Below are 22,788 nucleotides of genomic sequence, written 5' to 3'. Positions count from 1 at the left end.
TCCTGACCGAGGGTGTACACCGCGGTCGCCGCACCCACCGGTCCGCCACCCCCTCGCGCACCCTCTTCGGCGCACGTCACCGCCCTCCCGGTCATCGCCGCGCCTCCCGCTCTGCCATCTCGCGGAGCCGGTCGCCCTCACTCATCAGCTCATCGAGGTACCGCGCCACGTCCTCGGGCGTCTCGAGCTTCCCCGATCCGGAGTTCGACGTCGCCGGCGGGCCCCAGCCCCACATCGCGCGGCAGCTCGACCAGTGGCTCCGGCTGCGGATCGAAGATCCCGTAGTGGACGTCGGAGATCGTGCACGTCTGCTCACTGGCGCCGCGAGCAGGGTCGTCCTGGACGAACACGTTCCGGATGTGCCCGTCAGCGCCCCGCACCATCCGCCAGAGCCTTCGAGACCCCTCGACGCGCCCGAGCACATCCGCAGGGACGTCTGCCCGGGCTCCACCATCGACCCTGACGATGCAGATCAGGACGTCGGCTTCGTCCCCCTGCTCGTCCGTCACGACGTCAAGAACCTCGAACGGCGCTGGGCCTGGGAACAGCGCTGGCGTGGTGCCGTCGCGATGCGCGTTCCACCAAGCACTCTCCAGCCCGCGTTGCTGCTCCATCACCCGGCGGGGCGAGGCCAACCGTAGGAGATCCGTGCGCCCATCGATCCGACCGCTGTTGAATGCCGCGGCATGCACCAGGTGGAACTCCCGGAGCGCGCGGACCCACGGGTCATCGGCCCACACGCCGTGATCCGGCAGCCCTCGTGGCCACACCACCGCCGGGATCCACGGATCTCCGGCACGAGCCTCCTGTCGAACAGGCTGGGACACCGCCTCATGCTGCGCTCGCCCGCGCAGGTGCATCCCGCTCCAAGTCGCGGCCACCACTGCGACCAGTGCCCCGATCACGCACCACCGGCGCCGTCGACGGCGCCGGTATTGGTCTTGCCACTGCGCCAGCTGGGTTCGCGAGATATTCCCGGACAACGGCGGGGCAGTCACTTGGCCTCCGCCTGCAACCGGGCCAAATCCCAGAGCGCCTGATAGGAACCCGTGAGCGTTCCTGAGTCCACATCGACATGACGAGTCGCTTCACCTGCAGCGTTTGCCTCTACGCCGTCCAGGACCACGATCCACTCATCTAGTAGCGCGCGAAGGGAGTCGCGCGTCTCGGGCCAGCTCGGCGCCGCGTCGTCACCTAGCCACGTCCCCTCCAAGGCGTCACGGACTGCGTCATCCGTGAGCCACTGCTCAATCGCATCATGCGCCCCCGAGCGCACCGCGCCCGTCGTCCTACTGACAACAGTCTTCGCGACCCAACCAGCTAGTTCTTCTCCTATCGCCGGCCCGGCTTTGCCGGCCAGCCAGTCGGCAGCTGTACCACTGCCCGGGACCGGCACTAGATCGATCAGGACGAACGCGCCATCGACGAGCTCTGTGACACTCTCGGTGGCACGTCGGCGGATGCCCTCCATCGACCCGACGCGGGCCCCGTCCAGGACGGCCTGCAGGTCGGACACTTGCCGCAGCGCCAAGTCCGGATCGAACCCGGGCGTCGACAACGCGGCATGGACGAGCGCCTGTTGCGTATGCCGCACGGCCGCCGCAAGAACGGTCACGCCCTCTTGAGACGAGGACGCCAGCGCGAAAAGTCCAGCGATCGTCTTCTGATCCAGGTGCGGAATCGGCCGCTCACTCCGGCCGATCTCACCGCCGCCTCCCCACACCCAAATCTCGTTAGAAAAGACCAGACCGCCGCCATCAGGGTTGCGTTCGATGCCGTAGGCCAGTTGTGGCATCAACCGCCCGAGCGCGGTCGCGAGATGCACGTGAGCCTCAACAGAGAGACTCTCCGTAAACGACTCGGGATTATTCGCGAGGCCGCGCCCGAACGCGGTGTTTGCTGCGGCCAAATGCAGCCACGCCGTCGGGTCGTAGTGAGCAACGTCCAGCGGTCCACCAGGATGCAGTTGCAGTCCGGACCACAATGCACTGACCCCGAGATACCCGTCGATCCGCCAATCACGCTGACCGACCCAGTAATCGATCCGCGGGACGGTCGATCCGCGAGCACCTTCCATGAGCCAGTCGAGTGCCACCTTCGGGTAGCGCCCCAAGGTCTCCAAAACCCCCGACATGGGCTCGGATCCACGCCCGGGTCGTTCCGGATGCAGGAGGTTTGCTAGCTCGTGCCCGCCACGGCGCTCCCACGAGTAGCTGTAGTGGTCGAGCCGCTCGTAGGAGTCGAGGAATGTCGCCGCTGCGAGCGTGAACTGCTCCCCCATCGGGGCTGTCGGCGCCGAGCTGAAGAACAAGCCCAGCGCGCCCTGCCATCGGTGGTCACCCCGGTCCATCTGCCCGACGAACTCCTCGGCCTGTCGCCGGGTCCACGAGGCGGATGCCACTGACATCGCACCAACGAGCTTCTCGGCGTAGATCCGGGCAGCACTCTCGCCGATCGCAGAGGTGTGCAGGTCGTCAGAGAGCGCCTCCACCAACGCGACCGTGCGACCCCCACCCAACGACAAGAAGAACCCGCTCAGCACCTCCTCATCACGACCCCACGCAGCCAACAACCGCGCCAGATCAGCCATCGACGCGTTCCCGTCCAGCACATCCAGCGCCAGCGACACCAGCACCTCCCGTGTCGCGTCGCCGCCGATCATGTCCGGGCTCATCAGGCCCGCCGCGGCGCTCGCGCGACCGACCGCACGCCAGTCAGCGACGTCGACCACACCCAACGCCGCCTGCACCGTGTTGTCAGCAGCGACCCGGCGATCGACCAGCTCGGCCATCTCCCGGTCCGCCTGATCCACCGCGACCTGCGCCACGTCGCGCGCCTGCCGACGCACCCGCTCCTGGCGCGCCACCTCAGCAGGCGTCGCCACGCCGTTCTTCGGCAGCGTCGTCGGCATCCCCAGCTGCTGCATCGCCCGCGCGAGATCGGCGCCCGCCGCGACTCGCCGCGCCCGTACGAGCACGACCTCCTCGGCGATCCCCTCGACCGCGTTGGCGTACGCCGTCAGCGCGCCGCTGCCCCCCGCGAGCGCCTCGATCAGCCCGCCCAGGTCACGCACGCACGCGTCGCTCTGCTCGCGCCACCCGTCGCCCGCCTGGCCCTCCCACGCCGCCGCGGTCAACGTGCCGGAGTCCGACCGGACCCCGAAGTGCACATCGGCCAACGAGCGCACCGCCGAGTCCAACCGCCGACCGGCAGCCCTGACACCCTGCACGTCTCCCGCACCGGGATCATCCGCGGTCCACCTCATGACGCGACCTGCCGGTCCGCCGCGACGAACTCCGCCGCGGCGCTCACGGCGTCCTGACCGAGGGTGTACACCGCGGTCGCCGCACCCACCAGGCAGTGCCCGGTCGATCGGACGAAGTCGTCAACGGACTCGTCCACGCCCGGACTCCCCGACGACTCGCCCAGGCCTGCGACAGGGTCGGGGATCGCCGGGGCTGCCGACCGCAACCGCGCGCCGGTCTCCTGCACGGCACCGACATCCACCAGGACGCTCATGCCGCACCCGCCTGCCCACCTGCGGCCGGTCGACTCTCGTTCTCCGTCATCGTTCTCGTACCTCCACCGTGGTCGCCTGCACTGCCGAGCCGGTCACGGTGCCGACGACGAAGGGCGCGGACGCCCCGGGTCGTCGGCACCGTGGGGTCAGCTCCGGATCTGGGACGCGATGTCCGCGTCGGTCTGCTCGATGATCTGGGCGACCTTGTTGAGCTGCTGGTTGATCGACTGCAGCAGCTCCGCGAAGTCGCGGATCTTCGGGGACAGCTCGTTGAACTGCTCCTCGAAGCTGTCGAACGCGGTGCCCTCCCAGTTGTCGGCGATGACGCCCTGCTCCGCCGTGAGGCTCGAGAGGATCTCGTCGATCTGCTCGGAGCCGGTCGTGTACTTCTGGGCGGACGTGCGCAGCTCGTCCGGGGTGAGCTTGATCGTGGCCATGAACTCTCTCCATCCATTCGGTAGCCCCCGGTTCCGGGGACATCGGGTCGAGGCCCGAGCGGGCCCCACATCTGGTGTGCTCAGGACGGCGCGGGGATCTTCACCGACACCGCCTTCCCGTCGGCGACCACCCACGCCCCGTCCGGCCCCAGCAACGGCTCCTTGTACGGGAGGTTGGAAGCACGCAGGACGGACTGGTCGGCGATGCGGCCGACCACGACGCCCGCGGTCACGTCCTTGGTGGCCTTGGCGAGGTCGCCCGGGCCCTTGCCCGCCGCACCGAGCCGGCCACCGAGCAGGACGGGCATCCCGAGCTGGGGCCCGTCGGAGATCAGCCGCAGCAGGCCGGCGGCACGCTGCTCACCGAGCTGCGTGGCGACGGAGGAGACGTCACCGACGATCACGAGCGCGCGGTCGAGCGACCGCCCGAACTCCGCGGCCGAGGGCGGGTCGGCGGCGGCCCGGGCGGCTTCGTACGCCTGCCCGCGCAGGTCGAGCTCGGCGATCGCCTCGTCGAGGGTGTCGTGCACCGTCGTCGCGCCGCCTCGCGTCTCCCGCACGAGGGCGCGGAGGTTCCCGTCGTCGTCGTCGATCACGAACGCCCCCGCAGCGAACGCGCGCGATCCAGCGCGCCAGAGCAGGGCGATGCGCGCACCCACGGACTCGCCGTCCTCGGCCAGGACGAGCACCCGACGCTGTCTGCTCACGGCCAGGCCGGTCGGCTCGACGGAGTCCAGGTCCAACCCGACCGGGACCGTGCCCTCGGCGACGAGTCGGGCCGTCCCGGGCCGTGCCAGCAGATCGTCCAGCTCCAGCGTCTCCGGGATCACCGGGATGTGCTCGGGCCGGGCCCCCTGCCACCGGGCGTCCATGCCCGCAGCCTCGGCTCGGATCGCGTCGACGATCTCCAGCATGTCCGCACCGGGGGTGGGCAGGGCCGCCTGGAAGAGCTCGGGCTGCCCGTGGTGGACCAGTCCGCGGCCGGGCAGGTCGTCGACCCGCAGCGTGGTCCGCCCCACGATCGAGACCGGTTCGACGTCGTCGTTCATCTTGAGCGCGAGCTGGGTCTTGATGTTCGCCGCGACATTGCCACGCAGGGTCGTCTGGCGCCCCGTCGACAGGGCGAGGTGCATCCCGAGCCCGGCGCCCTCGCGCGCGACCCCGTACATGAGGGTGGTGAGGACCTCTTCGCTCGCCTCGCCCTTCAGCGCCTCGACCCCGTCCACCACCAGAAGCACGTGCGGCAGCGCCTCACCGGAGGCGCGCTCGTACATGGAGAGGTTCGCGACGGAGTACCCGCTGAGCAGCTGCTTGCGGCGCTTGATCTCGACCTCGATGCGCTCGACGAGCTTCCGCGTCTTCTGCGTGTCGTCCAGCGTGACCGTGTCCGCCACGTGCGGCAGCCCGCGCAGCGGCAGCAGCCCGTTCGTCCCGAAGTCCAGCAGGTACACGTGCAGGTGCTCGGGGCTGTGGGTCCGGGCGAGGTCCATCACGAGGGTCTGCAGGAACGTGGACTTGCCGTACCCGGGGCTGGCGAACACCGCCACGTGCCCGTCGCCGGTCAGGTCCAGCCGCAGCGTCTCCTGGGCCTGCATCGACGGGATGTCCACGGTCCCGATCACGGGCCGCAGCGGCGCCTTCGGTTCCGCCCAGGCGACGGCGGGGTCCACGTCGTGCAGGTCGGTCACGCAGATTCGCTCCGGCAGCGGCGGCAGCCAGGGCCGGGGCAGCGCCGCGACCCCACCGGCGACGGCGGCCCGCCCGACCTCGGCGACGACCGCCTCGAGCTCGGTCGGTGCCTGCCGCAGGTCCTCGGTCCCGTCGAGGCCCGACAGGTCCTGGGTGAGGATCTCGTACTGCCCGAGGTCGTTGATCGCGTAGACCGCGAGGTCCTCGGTCGGGTCGTCCTCGCGGTCGGGGCGGTAGTCCGCGCCGCTCCACGCGCTCTGGAACAGCTCGTAGATCTCGTTGTTGCCGACCTGCAGGTACGCGCGCCCGGGCAGGGTGATCTCCGCGGCGTCGGGGGTCTTGATGATCTCCATCGAGTCCGAGCGGTCCGCGACCTTGAGCGCGAAGCTTGAACTTCGAGTTCGACCAGATCTGGTCGTTGACGACGCCGGACGGCTTCTGGGTCGCGAGGATCAGGTGGATCCCGAGGGACCTGCCGATGCGGGCCGTGGAGATCAGCTCGTCCATGAACTCGGGCTGCTCGGACTTCAGCTCCGCGAACTCGTCGGAGATGAGGAACAGGTGCGGCATCGGCTCGGCCGCGTCGCCGCTCTTCACGAGCTTCTGGTACTGGTTGATGTGGTTCACGCCGTGCTCGGAGAACGCGCGCTGCCGGCGCTTGAGCTCGGCGTTGATGGACACCAGCGCGCGCATGCTCTGCGCGCCGTCGAGATTCGTGATGGTGCCGAGCAGGTGCGGCAGGTCGGCGAACAGGTTCGCCATGCCCCCGCCCTTGTAGTCGATGAGCAGGAACGCGACGTCGTGCGGGTGGAAGTTCACCGCGAGGCTCAGGATGTAGCTCTGCACGATCTCGGACTTGCCCGACCCGGTGGTCCCCGCGACCAGGCCGTGCGGACCGTGGGCCTTCTCGTGCAGGTCGAGCCTCACGACGTCGTCGGGGCCGCGCAGCCCGAGCGGCACGCCCAGCGTCCGGTGCGGGGAGTTCGCGGCCCACCGCGCCGCGACGCCGAGCTCCTCGACGCGCTCGACGCCGTACATCTCCAGGAACGTCACCGACTCCGGGATGCTGCTGCGCAGGTCCTGCAGGTGCACCAGCGCCCCGACGGTGCGCGGCAGCCGCTCGAGGTCGAGGCCGTCGGGCACGTGGTCGAGCGCGAACGGCCTGTTCACGAGCTCGCCGCGCTCCAGGACCAGCACGCCGGTGTCGCGGTCCCGGATGTCGACGACCGTCGTCACCGCGTCGGACAGGCTGGACATCGTCTCCTGGACGACCACGACGCTGCACCCGAGGTCGGTGGGGTCGCCGCGCAGGAACTCCATCACGACGTGGTCGAGCACCAGCGTCTCGTCGAGGATCAGCACGACGTAGTGCGGGGTGAAGGTCGTGCTCTGCCCACCGCGGACCTCGGCGCGCGCGGTGCGCCGGGCCTTCAGGACCTGGTTGAGGGTCGACAGCACCTGGTCACGCGACCGCTGGTCGTGCACGAGCCCGCGCAGGTTCACGTCCCGGAGCGCCGCGTGCCGGAACCAGCGCATCCACGCCCAGTCGACGAGCTCCTGCTCGGGCAGCACGACCACGAGCTGGACGTCGTGGTAGCTGTGGAAGAACGCCAGCTGGTTGACCAGGAGCTGGAGCTGCTCGACGACGAGCCGGCGCGGGCCGACGTAGCCGACGGGGCCGTGCACGAGGTCGGCGCCGACCGGCATCTGCTCGAGCGCGTCCGCACCGGCGCACAGCTCGCGGGACAGGGCGTCGAGCTCGGTGCCGTCGGGAACCCCGTCGGGGTCGGCGTGCTGGACCCGGACCGACGCGGGCACGGTCCCCAGCCCCAGCCGGTAGTGCAGGAAGTCGTGGTGCTGGGGCGCCTTCTCGAACACCCGGGGGCTGTGCGCGTCCGCGAGCTCGACCAGCGACGCGAGCGCCGGGTGGTGGTACAGCGCGCCGCGGCGCTGGGCGTCGGCGGCTGCGCACACCTCCGCGGCACGCGTGTCGAGGTGCGCCCGGTAGGTCTCCTCCGCCTCGGCTCGCTCGCGGTGCTGGGTGCGACGGTCCTTGCGGTACCCGTGCACGGAGAACCCGAGCGTCACCACCGAGGTGGCGGCGGAGGTGAGGACCATGAGGGCGTTCCCGTTGACCAGGGCCATCGCGCCGGTGACCGCGAGCATCACCAGCGGCGGGACGACGAGCTTGGCGAGCTGACCGGTGCGCTTCGCCCCGTCCGCCGGGACGGCCCCGACCGTCAGCGCGCCCTCGGGCGGCCGGTGCACGAGGCGCGGGGACCGGCGCACCTCCGGGTAGCCCGGCGGCGGGGTGCGGTCCGAGGACGCCCGCCGCGGCAGCCGGGCGCCGACCACGGCGCCGTCGTCGACGTGCAGCTCGCCGTCGAGGAGCACCAGGTCGTGGCCGCCGAGCCCGAGGTGGTCGCCGTCGTGCAGCACGACGCGACCGCGGGACGCCCGGACGTTGTCGACGAACACGTCGTCCCCGAGGACGGACACGTCCCAGCGCCCGTCGCCGCGCCGCCGGGCGGTCACCGCGTGCTCGGGGTCGGCGACGGTCAGCGACGCGCCGGGCCAGACGCCGACGACGAGCTCGTCGACCCCGCGCAGGTCGTAGACCGTGCGCCCGGACGCCGCCACGACGCGCGCCTCGACCCGACCGGCGGGGACGTCGAGGACGGTGGTGGCCGACGCGGGGCCGTGCGCCTCGACGTCGCCGGCCGTCAGCGTGACGGTCCCGTCGTGGAGCCCGACGACCACCGGCGGCACGTCGAGCGCCGGGGGCAGGTGCACGTCGCAGCCCGCCGCGTGCCCGAGGGTGAGCGACGCGCCGTCCCCGACGGCCCGACGGAACCGGACCCCGTCGACGACGACCACCGCCACCCGACCCGCCGTCACGGCGCCGTCCCCTCGTCGCCGGGCTCGTCGGTCGCGGCCCCGTCCGACGCGGCCCCGTCCGGCGCGTCCACGTCGGCCGCCCGGCCCTCCTCGACCGCCGTGGTGCGCCGCTCGAGGTACGTGTCGTAGGACGCCTCCAGCTCGGCCAGCCGTGCTTCCCGCTGGGCGCCCGTGAGGTCGGGGTCCGCGGCGACCTGCTCCTGGAGCAGCGTCAGCGCGTACAGGACGAGGTCGACGTCGTTCAGCCCCTGGGCGAGGTCGAGCGCCTTCGCCAGCTCCCCCGGCCGACCTGCACCCAGTAGGTGAGGACGTCCCGCTCGGCCCGCATCGACAACGTGTTCTCGACCGCGGCGCGCTGCTCCTCGCTGAGGCCGGCTCCGCGCAGGTGGCTGTACGCGAGCGCGTACCGCTGGGTCAGCGGCAGCTGCTCCTCGGGGACGGTCCGCAGGGTCTCGATGACGCCGTCGTAGTCCATGACGACGAACCGGCGGTCCGCCTCCAGCATGCGCGCGTCGAACGGGGCCCGGACGAACGTCGCCCAGCCCGCGACCGCACCGGCCGCGAGGGCGACCACGCCGAGCCACACCGCCGCGTGCCGGGCCGCGGTGTGCGCGCGCCGGCTCACCCGCACGAGGCGGTCGCGCTCGTCGGCGACCGCCTCGTCGTAGCACCGGGTCAGGTAGGCGGCGAGGTCGGCGACCGAGCCCGCCCTCACCACGGCCTGCTCGAACCGGCTGGACCGGCGCAGCGTCAGCGCTCCGGCGACGAGGGTCGCGTACGGCGTCCTCGGGTCGAGAGTGCTGAGCACCAGCGCCTGGTACTGCCGCAGGAGGTGCGGCTCGTCGGCCTCGCGGGGCGGCATCACGCCGCGCAGACCCCGGTAGACCAGCCGGGGCCGCAGGTTCCGGTCGACGAGGACGTTGCCGGGGTGCAGCACCACGACATACCCGCGCTCCAGGAGCCCCGCGCAGGCGCCGACGTTCACGAGCGCCCGCAGCCGCTCGGCCCGGGACATCGCCAGGACCTCCGACCATGGGACGAGCCCGTCCCCGGGCGTCAGGTGCAGGGTCACGGTGTCGCTGGTGCACGTGGTCCGGCACGGGAGCAGGCGGTCGTCGTCGTGCGCGAGCAGGTCGAGCTCCGCGGGGTCCCGGACGGGAGCGAGCGACCGCGGCAGCACGAGGGTCCACGTGTCGCCGTCCTGCTCGACGAGGTGCTCCGTCCCCTCGATCTCGATGGTGGTGTCAGTGCGCACCCGGTCCTCCCGCGATCAGCTCGATCAGGTCCCCGTCGGTCACCGGGTGCATCGCCAGCACGTCCTCCTCGGTCAGCAGCAGGCCCTTCGCCCGCACGCGCAGCTGGTACTTGGGCAGCCCGTGGTCGAGGCCCGGGAAGATCCGCGCGAGCTCGACCACCAGACGGCGCACCGTGGTGCGCGCGGGGATCCGCAGGTCGCGCCGGTGGCCGCCGGCCAGCAGGGTCACGTCGAGGTGGGTCATCACGGTCGGCCTCCCGGGGTGGACCCGGCGCCGAACCGCCAGGACGCCACGCCACCGGCGACGACCAGCGCGCCGATGCCGCCCGCTGCGGGGCCCGGGACGCGAGCACCCGCCGCCGCGCCGCGCCCGTCGGACACGGGCGTGGCGGCGCCCGTGCGACGCGCCGCGCTCGGGTCGGCGTCGCGCGCCGGGAACAGGTGCGTCGTCGTGCGCCCCTCCCGGAACGGCACCGGGTCGGCCAGGAACAGCTCGGCGGTCCCGGAGCGTCGTGCGTCGGCCCGGGCGCGTGCCGCCGCCGCGATCGCCGCCGAGTCGTCGGGGACGAACAGCATCGCGCTGCGCGCGGAGCCCGACGCGTCGCTCTGCTCGGCGCGCTCCAGGCGGTCGACCCGCAGCACCAGGTCGTGCCGGCGTGGGCCGGTCGGGTCGTCCACGGGCGCGGCGGTCGCCGTCCCCGCCGCGACCACGCCGACGACACCCACCACGCCGAGCACGCCCGGCGCGAGCGCCCGGAGCACCCGCGCCCACGAGGCGCGCCACCCTGCGGACCGGCCCCCGCTCATGCCGGCACCGCCCGCCACCGCCGCGGCACGAGGCGCGCGGGGTCCACCACGGCCAGGTCGAGCAGGAGCACCGCGAGGACGCCCACCACCAGCGGACCGGCGACCACCAGCCCCGCGGGGTCGGTGCCGAGCAGGCTGCCGAGCGCGGACTCGGCCCTGCCCAGCGGGTTCACGGCGGCCAGCACCCCCGCCGCGCCTGACGGGGCGCCGCTGCCGACGGCGTCGGTGACCAGCACGTGGCCGACGAGGAGGACCACGCACAGCCCGACGCCGAGCGCCCGGCACTGCGCGACGAGCCAGTGGGCCAGCAGCGTCAGCCCGCAGCAGATCAGGACGACCGCGGTCACCCACGGCACCTGCGTCTCGCGCGGCACCCCGAGGTCGACGGCGCTCACGACGGCCAGGGCCGCGCCGAGCGCCACGCCGGCCAGCGCGCACCGCCCCGCGGCGCGCGCGTTCGCCCGGAACCAGGCGGTCCGGGCGCGGTCGAAGCCCGACACCTCCCGCGACCGGCCCGTGCCGAGGTGCGCGACGAGGTACGCGGCCAGGAAGCAGAGCGAGAACGCGATCAGCACCCACGGCAGGGGTCGCCCGACGTCGACCGCGGCGACCGCGGCGCGCGGGGTGGGTTCCACGGGCTCGACGAGGAACCGCAGGAGCCGCTCGTTGAGGACCCCGGCGCTGTGCGCGTGCGGCAGCACGCCGGCGAAGGCGTCCGCGAACTCCTGGGAGCCCGCGACCTGGGCGGTGAGCGCGGTCGTCAGGGCCGCGGACCGGCCGTCGAGGTCCGCGGAGTCCTCCCCCAGCCGCGCGACGTCGGCGCGGAGCAGGTCCAGCAGGTCGCCGAGGGCCGCGGCCTGGTCGGCGCCGGACCGCGCGTCGGCGGCCAGCAGGGCGCTCGACGCCGTGAGCGTCGACGCCTCGGCGAGGAGGTCGCGCGTGGTCGCGTCGACGGCGACGGCGGACTGCGCCACCGGACGCTCGGCGGCGACCACGCCGGCGGACGCCGCTCGCAGCCCGGTGAGCTGGTCGAGGTGCGCGTCCACCTGCGCCGCGAGCCCGCGCGACGTCGCACGGAGCCGGTCCCGGCCCTCGGTCAGCGCGGCGGCGGACGACTGCAACCGCTCCGTGAGGCCCTGTGCGGCGGTCAGGTGCTCCCGCTCGGCGGCGACCTGGCGCGCCACTGCGTCGAGGAGGACCGCGTCGACGGCTGCGGTCACGTCGGTGCCGGGCGCGAGCCCGCAGTCCTGCGCGCAGGCGGCGACGAGCCGCACGAGGTCGGCCGCCCGGCGGTACGCGTCCGCGACCTGCGCCACGCGGGCGCCGTACAGGGCGGCTCGGGCGTGCGCGACCTGCGGGTCCTCGGGGCCGCCCGCGGTGTCCGTCCGGCCCGGCTCGGCTCCCGGTCCGGACTCGAGCCCGTCCGGTGGGCCGACCACCTCCCCCCGAGCGCCGCTCCCAGGTCCGCGAGGTCCGCCCCGACGACCCGGTCCGGGTCGACGGGGACGTCCGCGTGCCCCTCCCAGTCGAGCACGGTCGCCAGGTCGGCGCCGATCTGGCCGGCCAGGTCCGCGACCGCCGTCCCCGCACGGTCGAGCACCCCCGCGTCGACCGCCTCGGCCAGCGCGTCGGCGTCCCGGTAGGGCAGCACCGCGACCTGCTCCGCGGCCGCGGCACGCAGCACGGCGGCGAGCGCGGGCTCGGCGGTCGGCGGCTCGGCGTGCCCTGCTGCGCTGCGGGCGAGCACGTCGGCCAGCGTCACCGCACCGTCGCCGTCGCCGTCGAGGCCCGCCCGGACGCCGGGCGCGTGGGTGCTCAGCACCGCGGCCGCGTCGAGTGCGGCGAGCGCGCCGACGCGGTCGGTCACCGACGCCTCGACCTCGCGCACGAGGGCGTCGAGTCCCGCGACCGCCGCCGCGTGGTTCGCCGGGTCGCCCTCGTCCTCGAGCTGCGCGGCCAGAGCCCGGCCGGTCGCGTCGAGCCCGTCGTGCATCCCCTGCACCTCCGCGCCGAGCAGGCGCGCGTCCATCGCGAGCGCCGCCTCGAGGAACGCCGCGTGCGAGAGCGCCCCCTCCTGCCGCTGGGCGACCAGCCCGGCGAGGGTGACGCCGTGCGCGTCATGCTCGGCCGCGACCTCGTCCAGCCCGTCCGCGTGACCGCCGAGCGCGTCGACGAGGCCGCCGTTCGCGGCGAGCGAGCCGTCCGCGTCCTGCGTCAGACCGCCCAGGCCGGTGCCGAGCGCCCGGGCCGCGGGATCGACCTCCTCGGCGAGCACCCCCGCGTGCTGGGCCTCGGCCGCGACCACGACCTGGATGTCGTCCTGGGCGCGGCGCAGGTTGCCGAGGATCGAGGCGACGTACACGTCGACGAGCTGCCCGCTGAGCTGCTCGACGATCTGCTGCCCGCGTCGCTCCGCGACCGCCTCCAGCCGGGCGTCGCCCGCGCCGTTGGCCTGGTAGGTGATCCCGATCGGGTCGGGGTCGGGTGACGCGAGGTCGAGGAGCTTCGCCGAGAAGTCCGTGGGGATGATGACGAGCAGGTGGTAGCTGCCGTGCGCGAGGGCCCGCTCGGCGACGCCCCTGCTCACGACGTGCCACGCCGCCGAGGTGTCGCTCTCGATCTGCCGGACGTACCCACGCCCGAGGTTGACCTGCTCGCCCCCGGTGTCGACGCCGCGGTCCTCGTTGACCAGCCCCACGTCGAGGACGACGGTGCCCGCGGTGGCCGCGTCGTCGGTCCGGGCGCCGGGCCCGCCGTGCACCGTCAGCAGCAGCGCCGCGACGGACGCCACGACCAGCACCATCGCGACGCGTGCGCGGACGCGTCGCCCTGTCTGTCCCTCGACCTGACTCACCGCTCACCCCCGTGCACGCACGGAGGAGTCGCTCCGCGGGCGTGCGAGATCGACGGCGCGACGGCCGTGACGACATCGTGGAAAGAAACGCGCTCCCGGTCGTTCCGGCGAATGGTCTCGCGCGGCACGTGCGGCTCCGGAAGGCGCTGCGCGACCCTGGACTGCCCCGGTGGAAACGCGCAGGACCGACGTTAGCGCAGGCCACAGGGGAACTGTCAAATGTCAGGACAAGATGTCCAGATTGTCCTCAGTGGTCATTCTGCAGAATACCCAAGACCACCGAGGACATTCCGGGCGATCCGTCGCGGCGCGGTCTCACGCGCGGTCGAGGAGCTCCCGCACCAGCGTCTCGAACCGGGCCGGGTCCGCGAGCGGCAGCCCGTGGTCCGCGTCCTCGACCACCCGGAGCTCACCGGCCGGCAGGTGCGCGGCGATCGCCGCGGTGTGCGCCGGGCGGACGACGTCCAGCTCGCCGGCCGCCACCAGCACCGGCACCGTGATCCGGCCCAGCGCCCGCAGCGGGATCCGCGGCTGGTGCACCATCAGGTCCGCGACCTCGGCCCGCACGAACGCCACGGGGTCCACCGCGCCGCGCACCCGCAGCGCCGCCCACGCGGCCGTGACCTCCGCACGGGTGCGGGGAGCCAGGCCGCCCGGGTCGACGTTCGCGCCGTAGACGACCAGCGACCGCACCACCTCGGGGTGCCGCAGCGCGAGCATCAGCGCCACGTTGCCGCCGTCGGAGTAGCCGACCACGCGCACCGCCTCGCCCGGCGCCAGCTCGGCGAGCACCGCGGCGACGTCGTCGGCCATCGTCGAGATCGTCAGCGGCGCGGACCCGCGCGGGGACCGGCCGTGCGCGCGCGCCTCGACGGACAGCACCCGGTGGTCGTGCCCGAGCAGCGCGGCGACCGGCGCGAGCGACAGGGCGTCCTCGCCGTTGCCGTGGAGCAGGACCAGCGTCGGCCCCGCGCCCGTGACGTCCACGTGCAGACCCGCCGCGACGACCTCCGTCACGTCGCCGGGGTCGCCGGTCCCGTCCGGGCCCGCGCCACCGTGCTGCGGTGCGTGCGCGGTCTCCTCGGCGGCCATGACCGGAACGGTAGCGCCGACCGGGCCCGGGAGCCGGGTCCGACGTCCCGGCGGGACGGACGAGCCCGGGGCCCGCCGCCCCGTGCTCAGCGCCCCGGCGTCGACCCGCGGAGCACGACCTCGCCCGCCACCGGCGCGAGCACCGGGGCGCCGGACTCCTGCTCGAGCACCAGGCGCGTGGCCTCCGCGCCGATCCGGCCGAGCGGCAGCCGCACGGTCGTCAGGCCCGGGGTCATGTCGCGCACCGCCTCGATGTCGTCGAACCCGGCCAGCGCGAGATCGCCGGGCACGTCGACGCCCGCCTCCCGCGCCGCGGCCAGGGCCCCCACCGCGACCCCGTCGCTCACCGCGAACACCAGGTCCACGTCGCCGCGGTCCGCCAGCAGCCGCCGCATCGCGGCGTGCCCGCCGTCCCGGGTCATCTCGCTGGGGACCAGGCGCTCGGACGGCACCGTGCAGCCCAGCGCGGCGAGCGCACCGGTGAACCCCGCGGTCCGGTCCGCGGCGGTCGCGCTGCCCGCGGGGCCGGTCAGCACCGCGAACCGCCGGTACCCGCGCCCGTGCAGCGCCCGCGCCAGGTCGGCCGCGCCCTCGGCGTTGCCGACGACGACCGAGTCCACGCCCTCGGCGGGCCGGCCGATCACCGCGACCGCGCCGCCGACCGACCGGAACGAGTCGAGGGCAGCGCGCAGCGCCGCGTCCTCGGCGGCGTCGCCGGGCCGCCCGCCGGCGATCACCACCGCGCGGGCCCGCTGGCGCTCCATCCGCCCGACGACCTCGACCGCGCGCTGCGGGTCCCCACCGGTCGCTGCCAGCGTGACCATCAGGCCGCCGGCCTCCGCGGCGCTCGCGACCCCGGCAGCGATCGCGGCGTAGTAGGGGTCGGCGATGTCGCGCACGACCAGACCGAGCGAGGTGGTGCGACCACGGGCCATCGCCTGGGCGATCCCGTCGGGCGAGTACCGCAGCCGCGACGCGGCGGCCTCGACGCGCTTGCGGAGCTCCTCACCGACGGTCCGGTTGGCGCTGCCGTTGAGCGCGCGCGAGGCCGTGGCGAGCGAGACCCCGGCCTCCCTCGCCACGTCGCTGAGTGTCACCTGGCCTGGCATGACGTCAGGGTAGGCGTATTCCTCGCAGCGCTTTCCGGCGATTCTGGGTGCTCGCACCTCCCGGAATGCCCGTATTCCTGACGGTCTGCACCGACCATTGCGTGAGGCGACATCCTCGGGTGCCGGAGATGTCCGGAACGTCCACGACGCACCCCGGCGCGCGCCCTACGGTCGCCTCATGACCCTGCTGAACCTGGTCGGCCTCGTCGTCGCCGACATGCCCCGCTCGCTCGCGTTCTACCGCGCCCTCGGCCTCGACCTGCCCCCGGACGCCGACGACGCCCCGCACACGGAGGTGACCCTCCCGGGCGGCCTGCGCCTCGCGTGGGACACCGTCGAGGTGATCCGCTCGTTCGACCCCGCGTGGCAGGCGCCGACCGGCGGGCACCGGGCGTCACTGGCGTTCCGGTGCGACTCCCCCGCGGACGTCGACGCGACCTACCGCCGCATGGTGGACGCCGGGCACACCGGCCATCTGCCGCCGTGGGACGCGTTCTGGGGCCAGCGGTACGCCGTGCTGGTCGACCCGGACGGCACTGCCGTGGACCTGTTCGCCGACCAGCCGGCCGGCGGGGCCTGAGCCCTCGGCCGGCCGGCACGGCTCAGGCCCGGGCGTGCTCCGCGGCCAGCTCGGACGGGGTGGCGCCCGCGAGGGACCTGGTCTCGCGCGCCAGGTGCGGCTGGTCGGCGTACCCGGCCCGGCGGGCGACCTCGGCGAGCGGCAGCCCCCCACCCATGAGGCCGACGGCGCGCTGCAGGCGCAGCACCCGCCCGAGCGTGCGCGGACCGTACCCGAACGCGTCCAGCGACCGGCGGTGCAGCGTGCGCGCGGTGACCCCGAGCCGGTCGGCCACGTCGGCGGCGCCCGCCCCCGCGCCGAGGAGCGCCGCCGCCGCGGCGACCTCGCGCGACCGCCCGCCCCGGGCGGCGAGCCGGTCCGCGGTCAGGCGCTCGAGCCGGTCGAGCCCGCCGTCCACCGTCGCGGCCCAGGACCGCGCAGCGGCGTCGCCCCAGACGGCGGCGAGCTCGGGCCGGTCGTCGCGCAGCGCGTGCGCCGGCACGCCGAGCAGCACGGGAGCGGCGCCGGGCGGCAGCCGCAGCCCGCTCACCCGGGCCCCGGGTCGCACCGGCGCGGAGCCGTGCGCGACCGTGTCCGGGCCCGCGACCAGCAGCCGGCCGTCGACGAGCAGCAGGTCCATGCAGCCGTCCGGGAGCACGCGACCGCCGGGGTCGGCGTCGCGCACCGTCCACAGGACGGCGCCCGGGATCAGCCGCGACGGGCGCTCGGCGTACACCGGGCCAGTATCGCGGGCGCGCCGTCGAACCCGCACGCACGGAGGGCCGGGTCGCACCGTGCAGGTGCGACCCGGCCCTCCGGGGGTGGTGCCGGGCGTCAGGCGGGCATCAGGCCCGTGCCGCCGTCACCGGACGACGCGATCGGCGGCGCCGGCGGGACGTCCGTGCCGGAGCCCGGCGTCCCGGCGGAGTGCGACCCCACCGCGACCGGCTCCTTGGGACGGGCGGTCCGCTCCTCGCCGCGGAACACGAACTCGCCGAGGATGCCCTCGCCGTGCGCGTCCACGATGATCTGCTGGCCCGCGTGCAGCTCCCCGAACAGGATCTTCTCGGACAGGGCGTCCTCGATCTCCCGCTGGATCGCGCGACGCAGCGGCCGGGCGCCCAGGACCGGGTCGTAGCCCTTCTCCGAGAGCAGCTTCTTGGCCGCCTCGGTGAGCTCGATGCCCATGTCCTTGTCGCGCAGACGGGCGTCGAGCTTCGCGATCATGAGGTCGACGATCTGGAAGATCTCCGGCTGCGAGAGCTGCGGGAACACGACCACGTCGTCGACGCGGTTGAGGAACTCCGGACGGAAGTGCGTCTTGAGCTCGTCGTTGACCTTGCCCTTCATGCGCTCGTACGACGTCGACAGGTCGCCGCCGGCCTGGAAGCCGGTCTGGACGCCCTTGGCGATGTCCCGCGTGCCGAGGTTCGTGGTCATGATGATGACGGTGTTCTTGAAGTCGACCACCCGGCCCTGCGAGTCGGTCAGGCGACCGTCCTCGAGGATCTGCAGCAGCGAGTTGAAGATGTCCGCGTGCGCCTTCTCGACCTCGTCGAACAGGACGACCGAGAACGGCTTCCGGCGCACCTTCTCGGTGAGCTGGCCGCCCTCGTCGTACCCGACGTAGCCGGGGGGCGAGCCGAACAGCCGCGACACGGTGTGCTTCTCCGAGAACTCGGACATGTCGAGCTGGATCAGGGCGTCCTCGTCACCGAACAGGAACTCCGCGAGCGCCTTGGCGAGCTCGGTCTTCCCGACGCCGGTGGGACCGGCGAAGATGAACGAGCCACCGGGGCGCTTCGGGTCCTTGAGCCCTGCGCGCGTGCGGCGGATCGCCTGGGAGAGGGCCTTGATCGCCGACTCCTGGCCGACGACCCGCTTGTGCAGCTCGTCCTCCATGTGGAGCAGGCGGCTCGACTCCTCCTCGGTGAGCTTGAACACCGGGATACCGGTGGCCAGCGCCAGCACCTCGGCGATGAGCTCCTCGTCGACCTCGGCGACCGCGTCCAGGTCGCCCGACTTCCAGGCCTTCTCCTTCTCCTGGCGCTTGAGGCCGAGCTGCTTCTCCTGGTCGCGCAGGCGCGCGGCCTTCTCGAAGTCCTGCTCGTCGATCGCCGACTCCTTGTCGCGGCGCGTCTCGGCGATCTGCTCGTCGAGCTCGCGCAGCTCCGGCGGGGCCGTCATGCGGCGGATCCGCAGGCGGGCGCCGGCCTCGTCGACCAGGTCGATCGCCTTGTCCGGCAGGAACCGGTCGTTGACGTACCGGTCGGCCAGCGTCGCGGCGGCCACGAGGGCGCCGTCCGTGATCGACACGCGGTGGTGCGCCTCGTACCGGTCGCGCAGGCCCTTGAGGATCTCGATGGCGTGCGTGAGGTTCGGCTCGGACACCTGGATCGGCTGGAACCGGCGCTCGAGGGCCGGGTCCTTCTCGACGTACTTGCGGTACTCGTCGAGCGTCGTGGCGCCGACGGTCTGCAGCTCGCCGCGGGCCAGCATCGGCTTGAGGATGCTGGCGGCGTCGATCGCGCCCTCGGCGGCACCCGCACCCACGAGGGTGTGGATCTCGTCGATGAACAGGATGATGTCGCCGCGGGTGCGGATCTCCTTGAGCACCTTCTTCAGGCGCTCCTCGAAGTCACCGCGGTAGCGGGAGCCGGCGACCAGGGCGCCGAGGTCCAGCGTGTAGAGCTGCTTGTCCTTCAGCGTCTCCGGCACGTCGCCGCGGACGATGTCCTGGGCGAGGCCCTCGACGACCGCCGTCTTGCCGACGCCGGGCTCGCCGATCAGCACCGGGTTGTTCTTGGTGCGGCGGGACAGCACCTGCATGACCCGCTCGATCTCCTTCTCGCGCCCGATGACCGGGTCGAGCTTGCCCTCGCGGGCGGCCTGCGTCAGGTTCCGGCCGAACTGGTCGAGGACGGCGGAGCCCGAGGGCTGACCCTCCTGCGGACCGCCGGCGGCGACGGGCTCCTTGCCCTGGTAGCCCGACAGCAGCTGGATGACCTGCTGGCGGACGCGGTTCAGGTCCGCGCCGAGCTTGCCGAGGACCTGGGCGGCGACGCCCTCGCCCTCGCGGATCAGGCCGAGCAGGATGTGCTCGGTGCCGATGTAGTTGTGGCCGAGCTGCAGGGCCTCGCGCAGCGACAGCTCCAGCACCTTCTTGGCACGCGGCGTGAACGGGATGTGCCCGCTCGGGGCCTGCTGGCCCTCGCCGATGATCTCCTGCACCTGGGCGCGCACCGCGTCGAGCGAGATGTTCAGCGACTCCAGGGCCTTGGCCGCGACACCCTCCCCCTCGTGGATCAGACCCAGGAGGATGTGCTCGGTGCCGATGTAGTTGTGGTTGAGCATCCGCGCCTCTTCCTGGGCGAGGACGACCACGCGACGGGCTCGGTCCGTGAATCTCTCGAACATGTGCACTCCTCACGAGCGGCGTGCTCGCCGGCGCGGTCGGGCTCAGGTGCCCGGGTGCACGCACGGCGAGGCGGCGTTGTTCGATGCTAACGGCGGCCGGTGGCCAGGGCGTCCCGTGTTCGCCCCTGGCGTGACGGCGCGCGCGACGGCCCTCGCGCCCGGCCGTTCAGGAGGGGTTCAGCGGCGACCTGGGACAGTGGACGGGCTCGCGCGCGCGGCGCGGCGGAGACGAGGTGGGCGTGCGGGTCCTGGTGGTCGAGGACGAGGTCCGGCTCGCGGCCGGGCTGCGGACCGGGCTGGAGGCGGAGGGCTTCGCCGTCGACGTCGCCCACGACGGCGTCGACGGGCTGTGGCTCGCGCAGGAGAACCCGTACGCCGTCGTGCTGCTCGACCTGATGCTGCCCGGGCTCGACGGCTACCAGGTGTGCCGGCGGCTCCGGGAGGCCGGATGCTGGGTGCCGGTGCTCATGCTCACCGCGCTCGGCGAACCCGAGGACCAGGTCGAAGGGCTCGAGCTCGGTGCCGACGACTACGTGACCAAGCCGTTCGCGTTCCCCGTCCTCGTGGCGCGCGTCCGGGCGCTGGCCCGTCGCGGCGAGCGCGAGCGCCCGGTCGTGCTGACCGCGGGCGACCTCACCTACGACCCCGCGTCGAGGGTCGCGCGCCGGGGCGACCAGGACCTCGGGCTCACCGCGCGGGAGGCCGCCGTCCTGCACCTGCTCATCCGCCGGGCCGGCGAGGCGCTCAGCAAGCGGGAGATCCTCGCGGACGTGTGGGACGACGACTTCGACGGCGACCCGAACATCGTGGAGGTCTACGTGCGGCGGCTGCGGCTCAAGGTCGACGAGCCGTTCGGCAGGTCCGCCATCCGGACCGTCCGCGGCGCGGGCTACCTGCTGGACGGCCAGGGTGGCTGAGGCGTCCGTGAGGCTGCGCGCCACCATCGTGTCCGCCACCGTCGTCGGGGCCGTCCTCGCCGTCGGCGGCGTGGCCGCGCAGCAGGCGCTCGACGCGTCCCTGCACGACGCGCAGCGGACCGTCGCGCAGACCCGTGCCGAGGCCCTCGCCGAGCAGATCGCCCGCGGCGGGGACCTGCTCACCCTGGTCGACCTCGACGACGAGGACGAGCTGGTGCAGGTGCTCGACGCCGACGGCGCGGTCAGCGCGTCCAGCGCCACGGCCCGCGGCCTGCCGTCGCTCGCCGGGGCGGACGGGCTGCGGGTCGAGGTCGAGGACCCCGACGAGGAGGGCACGACCCCGTTCGTCGTCGCCGCTGCGGAGATCGACGACGACGCCCCGCGGCTGGCCGACGGTCTGGTCGTCGTCGGCTCCGCCCTCGACGACGTGCGGTCCGTGTCCCTCGCGGTCGCCGTGGCGCTCGCCGTGGGTCTCCCGCTGCTGCTGGGCCTGGTCGCCGCGGTCACGTGGTGGCTCGTCGGGCGCGCGCTGCGGCCCGTCGACCGGATGCGCGAGCAGGCCGAGCGGATCTCCCACACCAGCCTCGCCGCGCGCCTGCCCGAGCCCGGCGGGGACGACGAGGTCGCCCGGCTCGCGCACACCCTCAACGCCATGCTCGCGCGGCTGGACGACGCCGCGCGTGCCCAGCGGCGGTTCGTGTCCGACGCCTCCCACGAGCTGCGCTCCCCCATCGCCGTGGTCCGGCAGAACGCCGAGCTGGTGATCGGCTACCCCGAGCGCGTCGACCCCGCCGACCTCGCGCGCGGCACCCTCGCCGAGGCCGAGCGCATGCAGCACCTCGTCGACGGCCTGCTGCTGCTCGCGCGCTCCGACGAGGGTCGGCTGCGCCGCGGCCCGGCGACGACGGTCGACCTCGACGACGTGCTGCTCGCCGAGGCGGCCCGGCTGCGCTCCACCACCGACCTGCGCGTCGACACGTCCGGCGTCCGACCCGTCGCCGTCACCGGGGACCGGGCCCTGCTCGACCGCGCGGTGCGCAACCTCGTCGACAACGCCGTCCGGCACGCCCGCGGCCGGGTGGCGCTCGCCGTCACGGTGTCCCCCGACGGCCGGTGGGCGCTGCTCGACGTCGACGACGACGGACCCGGGGTGCCCCCCGCCGACCGGCAGCGGGTGCTCGAGCGGTTCGTGCGGCTCGACGACGCCCGCGCCCGGGACGGCGGCGGCTCCGGGCTCGGGCTGGCGATCGTCCACGACGTGCTGGTCGCCCACGGCGGCTGCGTCGAGGTGCTGGACGCCCCAGGCGGCGGCGCGCGGCTCCGGCTGGTGCTCCCGGCCGACCCGCAGCGCTGAACGCCCTCCCGGACGCACGGACGGGGCGGCACCGGATCTCCGGTGCCGCCCCGTCCGCCGCGCGCGGGTCAGTCGCGGTGCCAGGTCTCCGTGGCGACCACGCCGAACGCGTCGTCCAGGTAGACGTGCATCTGCGTGCCGTCCGCACGGGTGACCTCGACCTCGTACGCGTGCGTCGGGTCGTCGCTGCGCTCGGCCTCCGTGACGACGCCCTCACCACCGGCCGCCGACACCGCCGCGGCGGTGGCCTGCTCGAGGACCGTGCCGGCGAGCTCGATGTCGTCCTGGTCGACCCGGACGGTGCCGGTGCCCGGTGCGGTGCCGGTCGCGGGGGCGGTGCCGGTGGCCGGAGCCGTGCCGGAGGCGTTGCCGGGCGCGGTGCTCGTGCCCTGGTCCGTGGTCGTGGACCCGGCGACCGGCGCCGGCGCCCCCGCGTCGGCCGCTCGCTGCACCACCACGGTGCCGTCGTCACGGGCGTCCGCCACCAGCGCGCCGACACCGACCCCGCCGCCGAGAAGGGCCAGGCCGGCCACCGCACCGCCCGCCACCCACCAGGCGCGGCGGGACCGGCGGGCAGGGGCGGTGGGCACGTGCCCGAGGGCCTGCGTCGGGGGCTGGTGCGAGGGCTGGTGGGGGGTCTGCGGGTTCAGGTCGTCGTGGCTCATGGGACGAGTGTCGCGAGGCGACGCTGAACGGCACCTGACAGGGCGGGTGGCCTCTCGCGGGCAGCAGCCTGCCTCGTGCGCCGGCACGGTGGAGCGGCGTCCCGGCGACGCCACCGTGGGTGCGGGCTCAAGCCCGCGGGCGGGGAGCGGACCCACCAGCGACGCCCTGGTCTCGCTCTCCGATGGGCTCATCCCCGCAGACGCGGGGGTGAGCC

17 protein-coding genes and 2 pseudogenes are annotated in these 22,788 nt (G+C 74.0%); 3 read left to right on the top strand and 16 right to left on the bottom strand.

The window, feature by feature from the left end; translation table 11 throughout:
• Nucleotides 1-149: 149 nt before the first annotated feature.
• The 13 genes and pseudogenes from AC1VL8_RS06045 to AC1VL8_RS05985 form a co-directional block, all read right to left on the bottom strand.
• Nucleotides 150-905, bottom strand: coding sequence for a hypothetical protein (locus tag AC1VL8_RS06045; protein WP_483074537.1), 756 nt, complete (start codon nt 903-905; stop codon nt 150-152).
• A gap of 89 nt (nt 906-994) precedes the next feature.
• Nucleotides 995-3,178: a hypothetical protein gene (locus AC1VL8_RS06040; protein WP_483074536.1), complete on the bottom strand. Its 2,184-nt coding sequence runs from the start codon at nt 3,176-3,178 to the stop codon at nt 995-997.
• 83 nt (nt 3,179-3,261) lie between these two features.
• Nucleotides 3,262-3,402 carry a hypothetical protein gene (locus AC1VL8_RS06035; protein WP_483074535.1) on the bottom strand — a complete coding sequence of 47 codons (141 nt, stop codon included), beginning with the start codon at nt 3,400-3,402 and terminating at the stop codon, nt 3,262-3,264.
• A 264-nt stretch (nt 3,403-3,666) separates the two neighbouring features.
• Nucleotides 3,667-3,957, bottom strand: coding sequence for a WXG100 family type VII secretion target (locus AC1VL8_RS06030; RefSeq protein WP_389233589.1), 291 nt, complete (start codon nt 3,955-3,957; stop codon nt 3,667-3,669).
• A gap of 80 nt (nt 3,958-4,037) precedes the next feature.
• A complete protein-coding gene (locus tag AC1VL8_RS06025; protein ID WP_483074534.1) occupies nt 4,038-5,552 on the bottom strand; it encodes an FtsK/SpoIIIE domain-containing protein in 1,515 nt (504 codons plus the stop codon).
• Between the two features lie 490 nt (nt 5,553-6,042).
• Nucleotides 6,043-7,935, bottom strand: a pseudogene (essC, locus tag AC1VL8_RS06020) (type VII secretion protein EssC); the annotation flags it as partial.
• A 605-nt stretch (nt 7,936-8,540) separates the two neighbouring features.
• A pseudogene (gene essB, locus AC1VL8_RS06015) lies at nt 8,541-9,799 on the bottom strand (type VII secretion protein EssB).
• Nucleotides 9,789-10,043, bottom strand: coding sequence for an EsaB/YukD family protein (locus tag AC1VL8_RS06010; RefSeq protein WP_389233598.1), 255 nt, complete (start codon nt 10,041-10,043; stop codon nt 9,789-9,791). Before AC1VL8_RS06010 ends, essB begins: the two are co-directional and overlap by 11 nt.
• Entirely contained in the window at nt 10,043-10,606 is a 564-nt protein-coding gene (locus AC1VL8_RS06005; protein WP_483074533.1) for a hypothetical protein, read from the bottom strand. The genes AC1VL8_RS06010 and AC1VL8_RS06005 overlap by 1 nt, the downstream gene beginning before the upstream one ends.
• Complete coding sequence (locus AC1VL8_RS06000; protein ID WP_483074532.1) at nt 10,603-11,922, bottom strand: hypothetical protein; 1,320 nt, start codon at nt 11,920-11,922, stop codon at nt 10,603-10,605. The genes AC1VL8_RS06005 and AC1VL8_RS06000 overlap by 4 nt, the downstream gene beginning before the upstream one ends.
• Nucleotides 11,823-13,409 (bottom strand): type VII secretion protein EsaA, encoded by a 1,587-nt coding sequence (gene esaA / locus AC1VL8_RS05995; protein ID WP_483074531.1) that lies wholly within the window; start codon nt 13,407-13,409, stop codon nt 11,823-11,825. The genes AC1VL8_RS06000 and esaA overlap by 100 nt, the downstream gene beginning before the upstream one ends.
• A gap of 366 nt (nt 13,410-13,775) precedes the next feature.
• Entirely contained in the window at nt 13,776-14,552 is a 777-nt protein-coding gene (locus tag AC1VL8_RS05990; protein ID WP_483074530.1) for an alpha/beta fold hydrolase, read from the bottom strand.
• An 86-nt stretch (nt 14,553-14,638) separates the two neighbouring features.
• The gene (locus tag AC1VL8_RS05985; protein ID WP_483074529.1) at nt 14,639-15,661 is read right to left on the bottom strand and encodes a LacI family DNA-binding transcriptional regulator; all 1,023 of its coding nucleotides are present in this window, start codon (nt 15,659-15,661) and stop codon (nt 14,639-14,641) included.
• Between the two features lie 178 nt (nt 15,662-15,839).
• On the opposite strand from AC1VL8_RS05985, the gene AC1VL8_RS05980 reads away from it, so the two are divergent.
• Complete coding sequence (locus AC1VL8_RS05980; RefSeq protein WP_483074528.1) at nt 15,840-16,241, top strand: VOC family protein; 402 nt, start codon at nt 15,840-15,842, stop codon at nt 16,239-16,241.
• Between the two features lie 22 nt (nt 16,242-16,263).
• On the opposite strand, the gene AC1VL8_RS05975 is transcribed toward AC1VL8_RS05980, so the two are convergent.
• Together AC1VL8_RS05975 and AC1VL8_RS05970 are read right to left on the bottom strand one after the other, a co-directional pair.
• Nucleotides 16,264-16,956 (bottom strand): helix-turn-helix domain-containing protein, encoded by a 693-nt coding sequence (locus tag AC1VL8_RS05975; RefSeq protein WP_483074527.1) that lies wholly within the window; start codon nt 16,954-16,956, stop codon nt 16,264-16,266.
• Between the two features lie 98 nt (nt 16,957-17,054).
• The gene (locus AC1VL8_RS05970) at nt 17,055-19,637 is read right to left on the bottom strand and encodes an ATP-dependent Clp protease ATP-binding subunit (RefSeq protein ID WP_389233619.1); all 2,583 of its coding nucleotides are present in this window, start codon (nt 19,635-19,637) and stop codon (nt 17,055-17,057) included.
• 239 nt (nt 19,638-19,876) lie between these two features.
• On the opposite strand from AC1VL8_RS05970, the gene AC1VL8_RS05965 reads away from it, so the two are divergent.
• Together AC1VL8_RS05965 and AC1VL8_RS05960 are read left to right on the top strand one after the other, a co-directional pair.
• Nucleotides 19,877-20,554, top strand: a complete 678-nt coding sequence (locus tag AC1VL8_RS05965) for a response regulator transcription factor (protein ID WP_483074526.1) — start codon at nt 19,877-19,879, stop codon at nt 20,552-20,554.
• 7 nt (nt 20,555-20,561) lie between these two features.
• Nucleotides 20,562-21,908 (top strand): sensor histidine kinase, encoded by a 1,347-nt coding sequence (locus AC1VL8_RS05960; RefSeq protein WP_483074525.1) that lies wholly within the window; start codon nt 20,562-20,564, stop codon nt 21,906-21,908.
• A gap of 68 nt (nt 21,909-21,976) precedes the next feature.
• Here the strand turns inward: AC1VL8_RS05960 and AC1VL8_RS05955 are convergent, their stop codons facing one another.
• On the bottom strand, nt 21,977-22,573 hold the full coding sequence (locus AC1VL8_RS05955) for a PepSY domain-containing protein (protein ID WP_483074524.1): 597 nt from the start codon (nt 22,571-22,573) through the stop codon (nt 21,977-21,979).
• Between the last annotated feature and the right edge of the window lie 215 nt (nt 22,574-22,788).

The sequence above is a fragment of the Cellulomonas sp. KU4C genome, assembly GCF_056868065.1.
The sequence above is the reverse complement of the archived record's forward strand: the minus strand, read 5'-3'. Positions and strand labels throughout refer to the sequence as shown.

Excerpts from the sequence above, each read along its gene's own strand:
- AC1VL8_RS05980 (WP_483074528.1), top strand. The coding sequence starts at position 15,840 with ATGACCCTGCTGAACCTGGTCGGCCTCGTCGTCGCCGACATGCCCCGC.
- AC1VL8_RS06005 (WP_483074533.1), bottom strand. The coding sequence starts at position 10,606 with ATGAGCGGGGGCCGGTCCGCAGGGTGGCGCGCCTCGTGGGCGCGGGTG.
- AC1VL8_RS06025 (WP_483074534.1), bottom strand. The coding sequence starts at position 5,552 with ATGCAGGCCCAGGAGACGCTGCGGCTGGACCTGACCGGCGACGGGCAC.
- AC1VL8_RS05970 (WP_389233619.1), bottom strand. The coding sequence starts at position 19,637 with ATGTTCGAGAGATTCACGGACCGAGCCCGTCGCGTGGTCGTCCTCGCC.
- esaA (WP_483074531.1), bottom strand. The coding sequence starts at position 13,409 with ATGGTGCTGGTCGTGGCGTCCGTCGCGGCGCTGCTGCTGACGGTGCAC.
- AC1VL8_RS05955 (WP_483074524.1), bottom strand. The coding sequence starts at position 22,573 with ATGAGCCACGACGACCTGAACCCGCAGACCCCCCACCAGCCCTCGCAC.
- AC1VL8_RS06030 (WP_389233589.1), bottom strand. The coding sequence starts at position 3,957 with ATGGCCACGATCAAGCTCACCCCGGACGAGCTGCGCACGTCCGCCCAG.
- AC1VL8_RS05985 (WP_483074529.1), bottom strand. The coding sequence starts at position 15,661 with ATGCCAGGCCAGGTGACACTCAGCGACGTGGCGAGGGAGGCCGGGGTC.
- AC1VL8_RS05990 (WP_483074530.1), bottom strand. The coding sequence starts at position 14,552 with ATGGCCGCCGAGGAGACCGCGCACGCACCGCAGCACGGTGGCGCGGGC.
- AC1VL8_RS06010 (WP_389233598.1), bottom strand. The coding sequence starts at position 10,043 with ATGACCCACCTCGACGTGACCCTGCTGGCCGGCGGCCACCGGCGCGAC.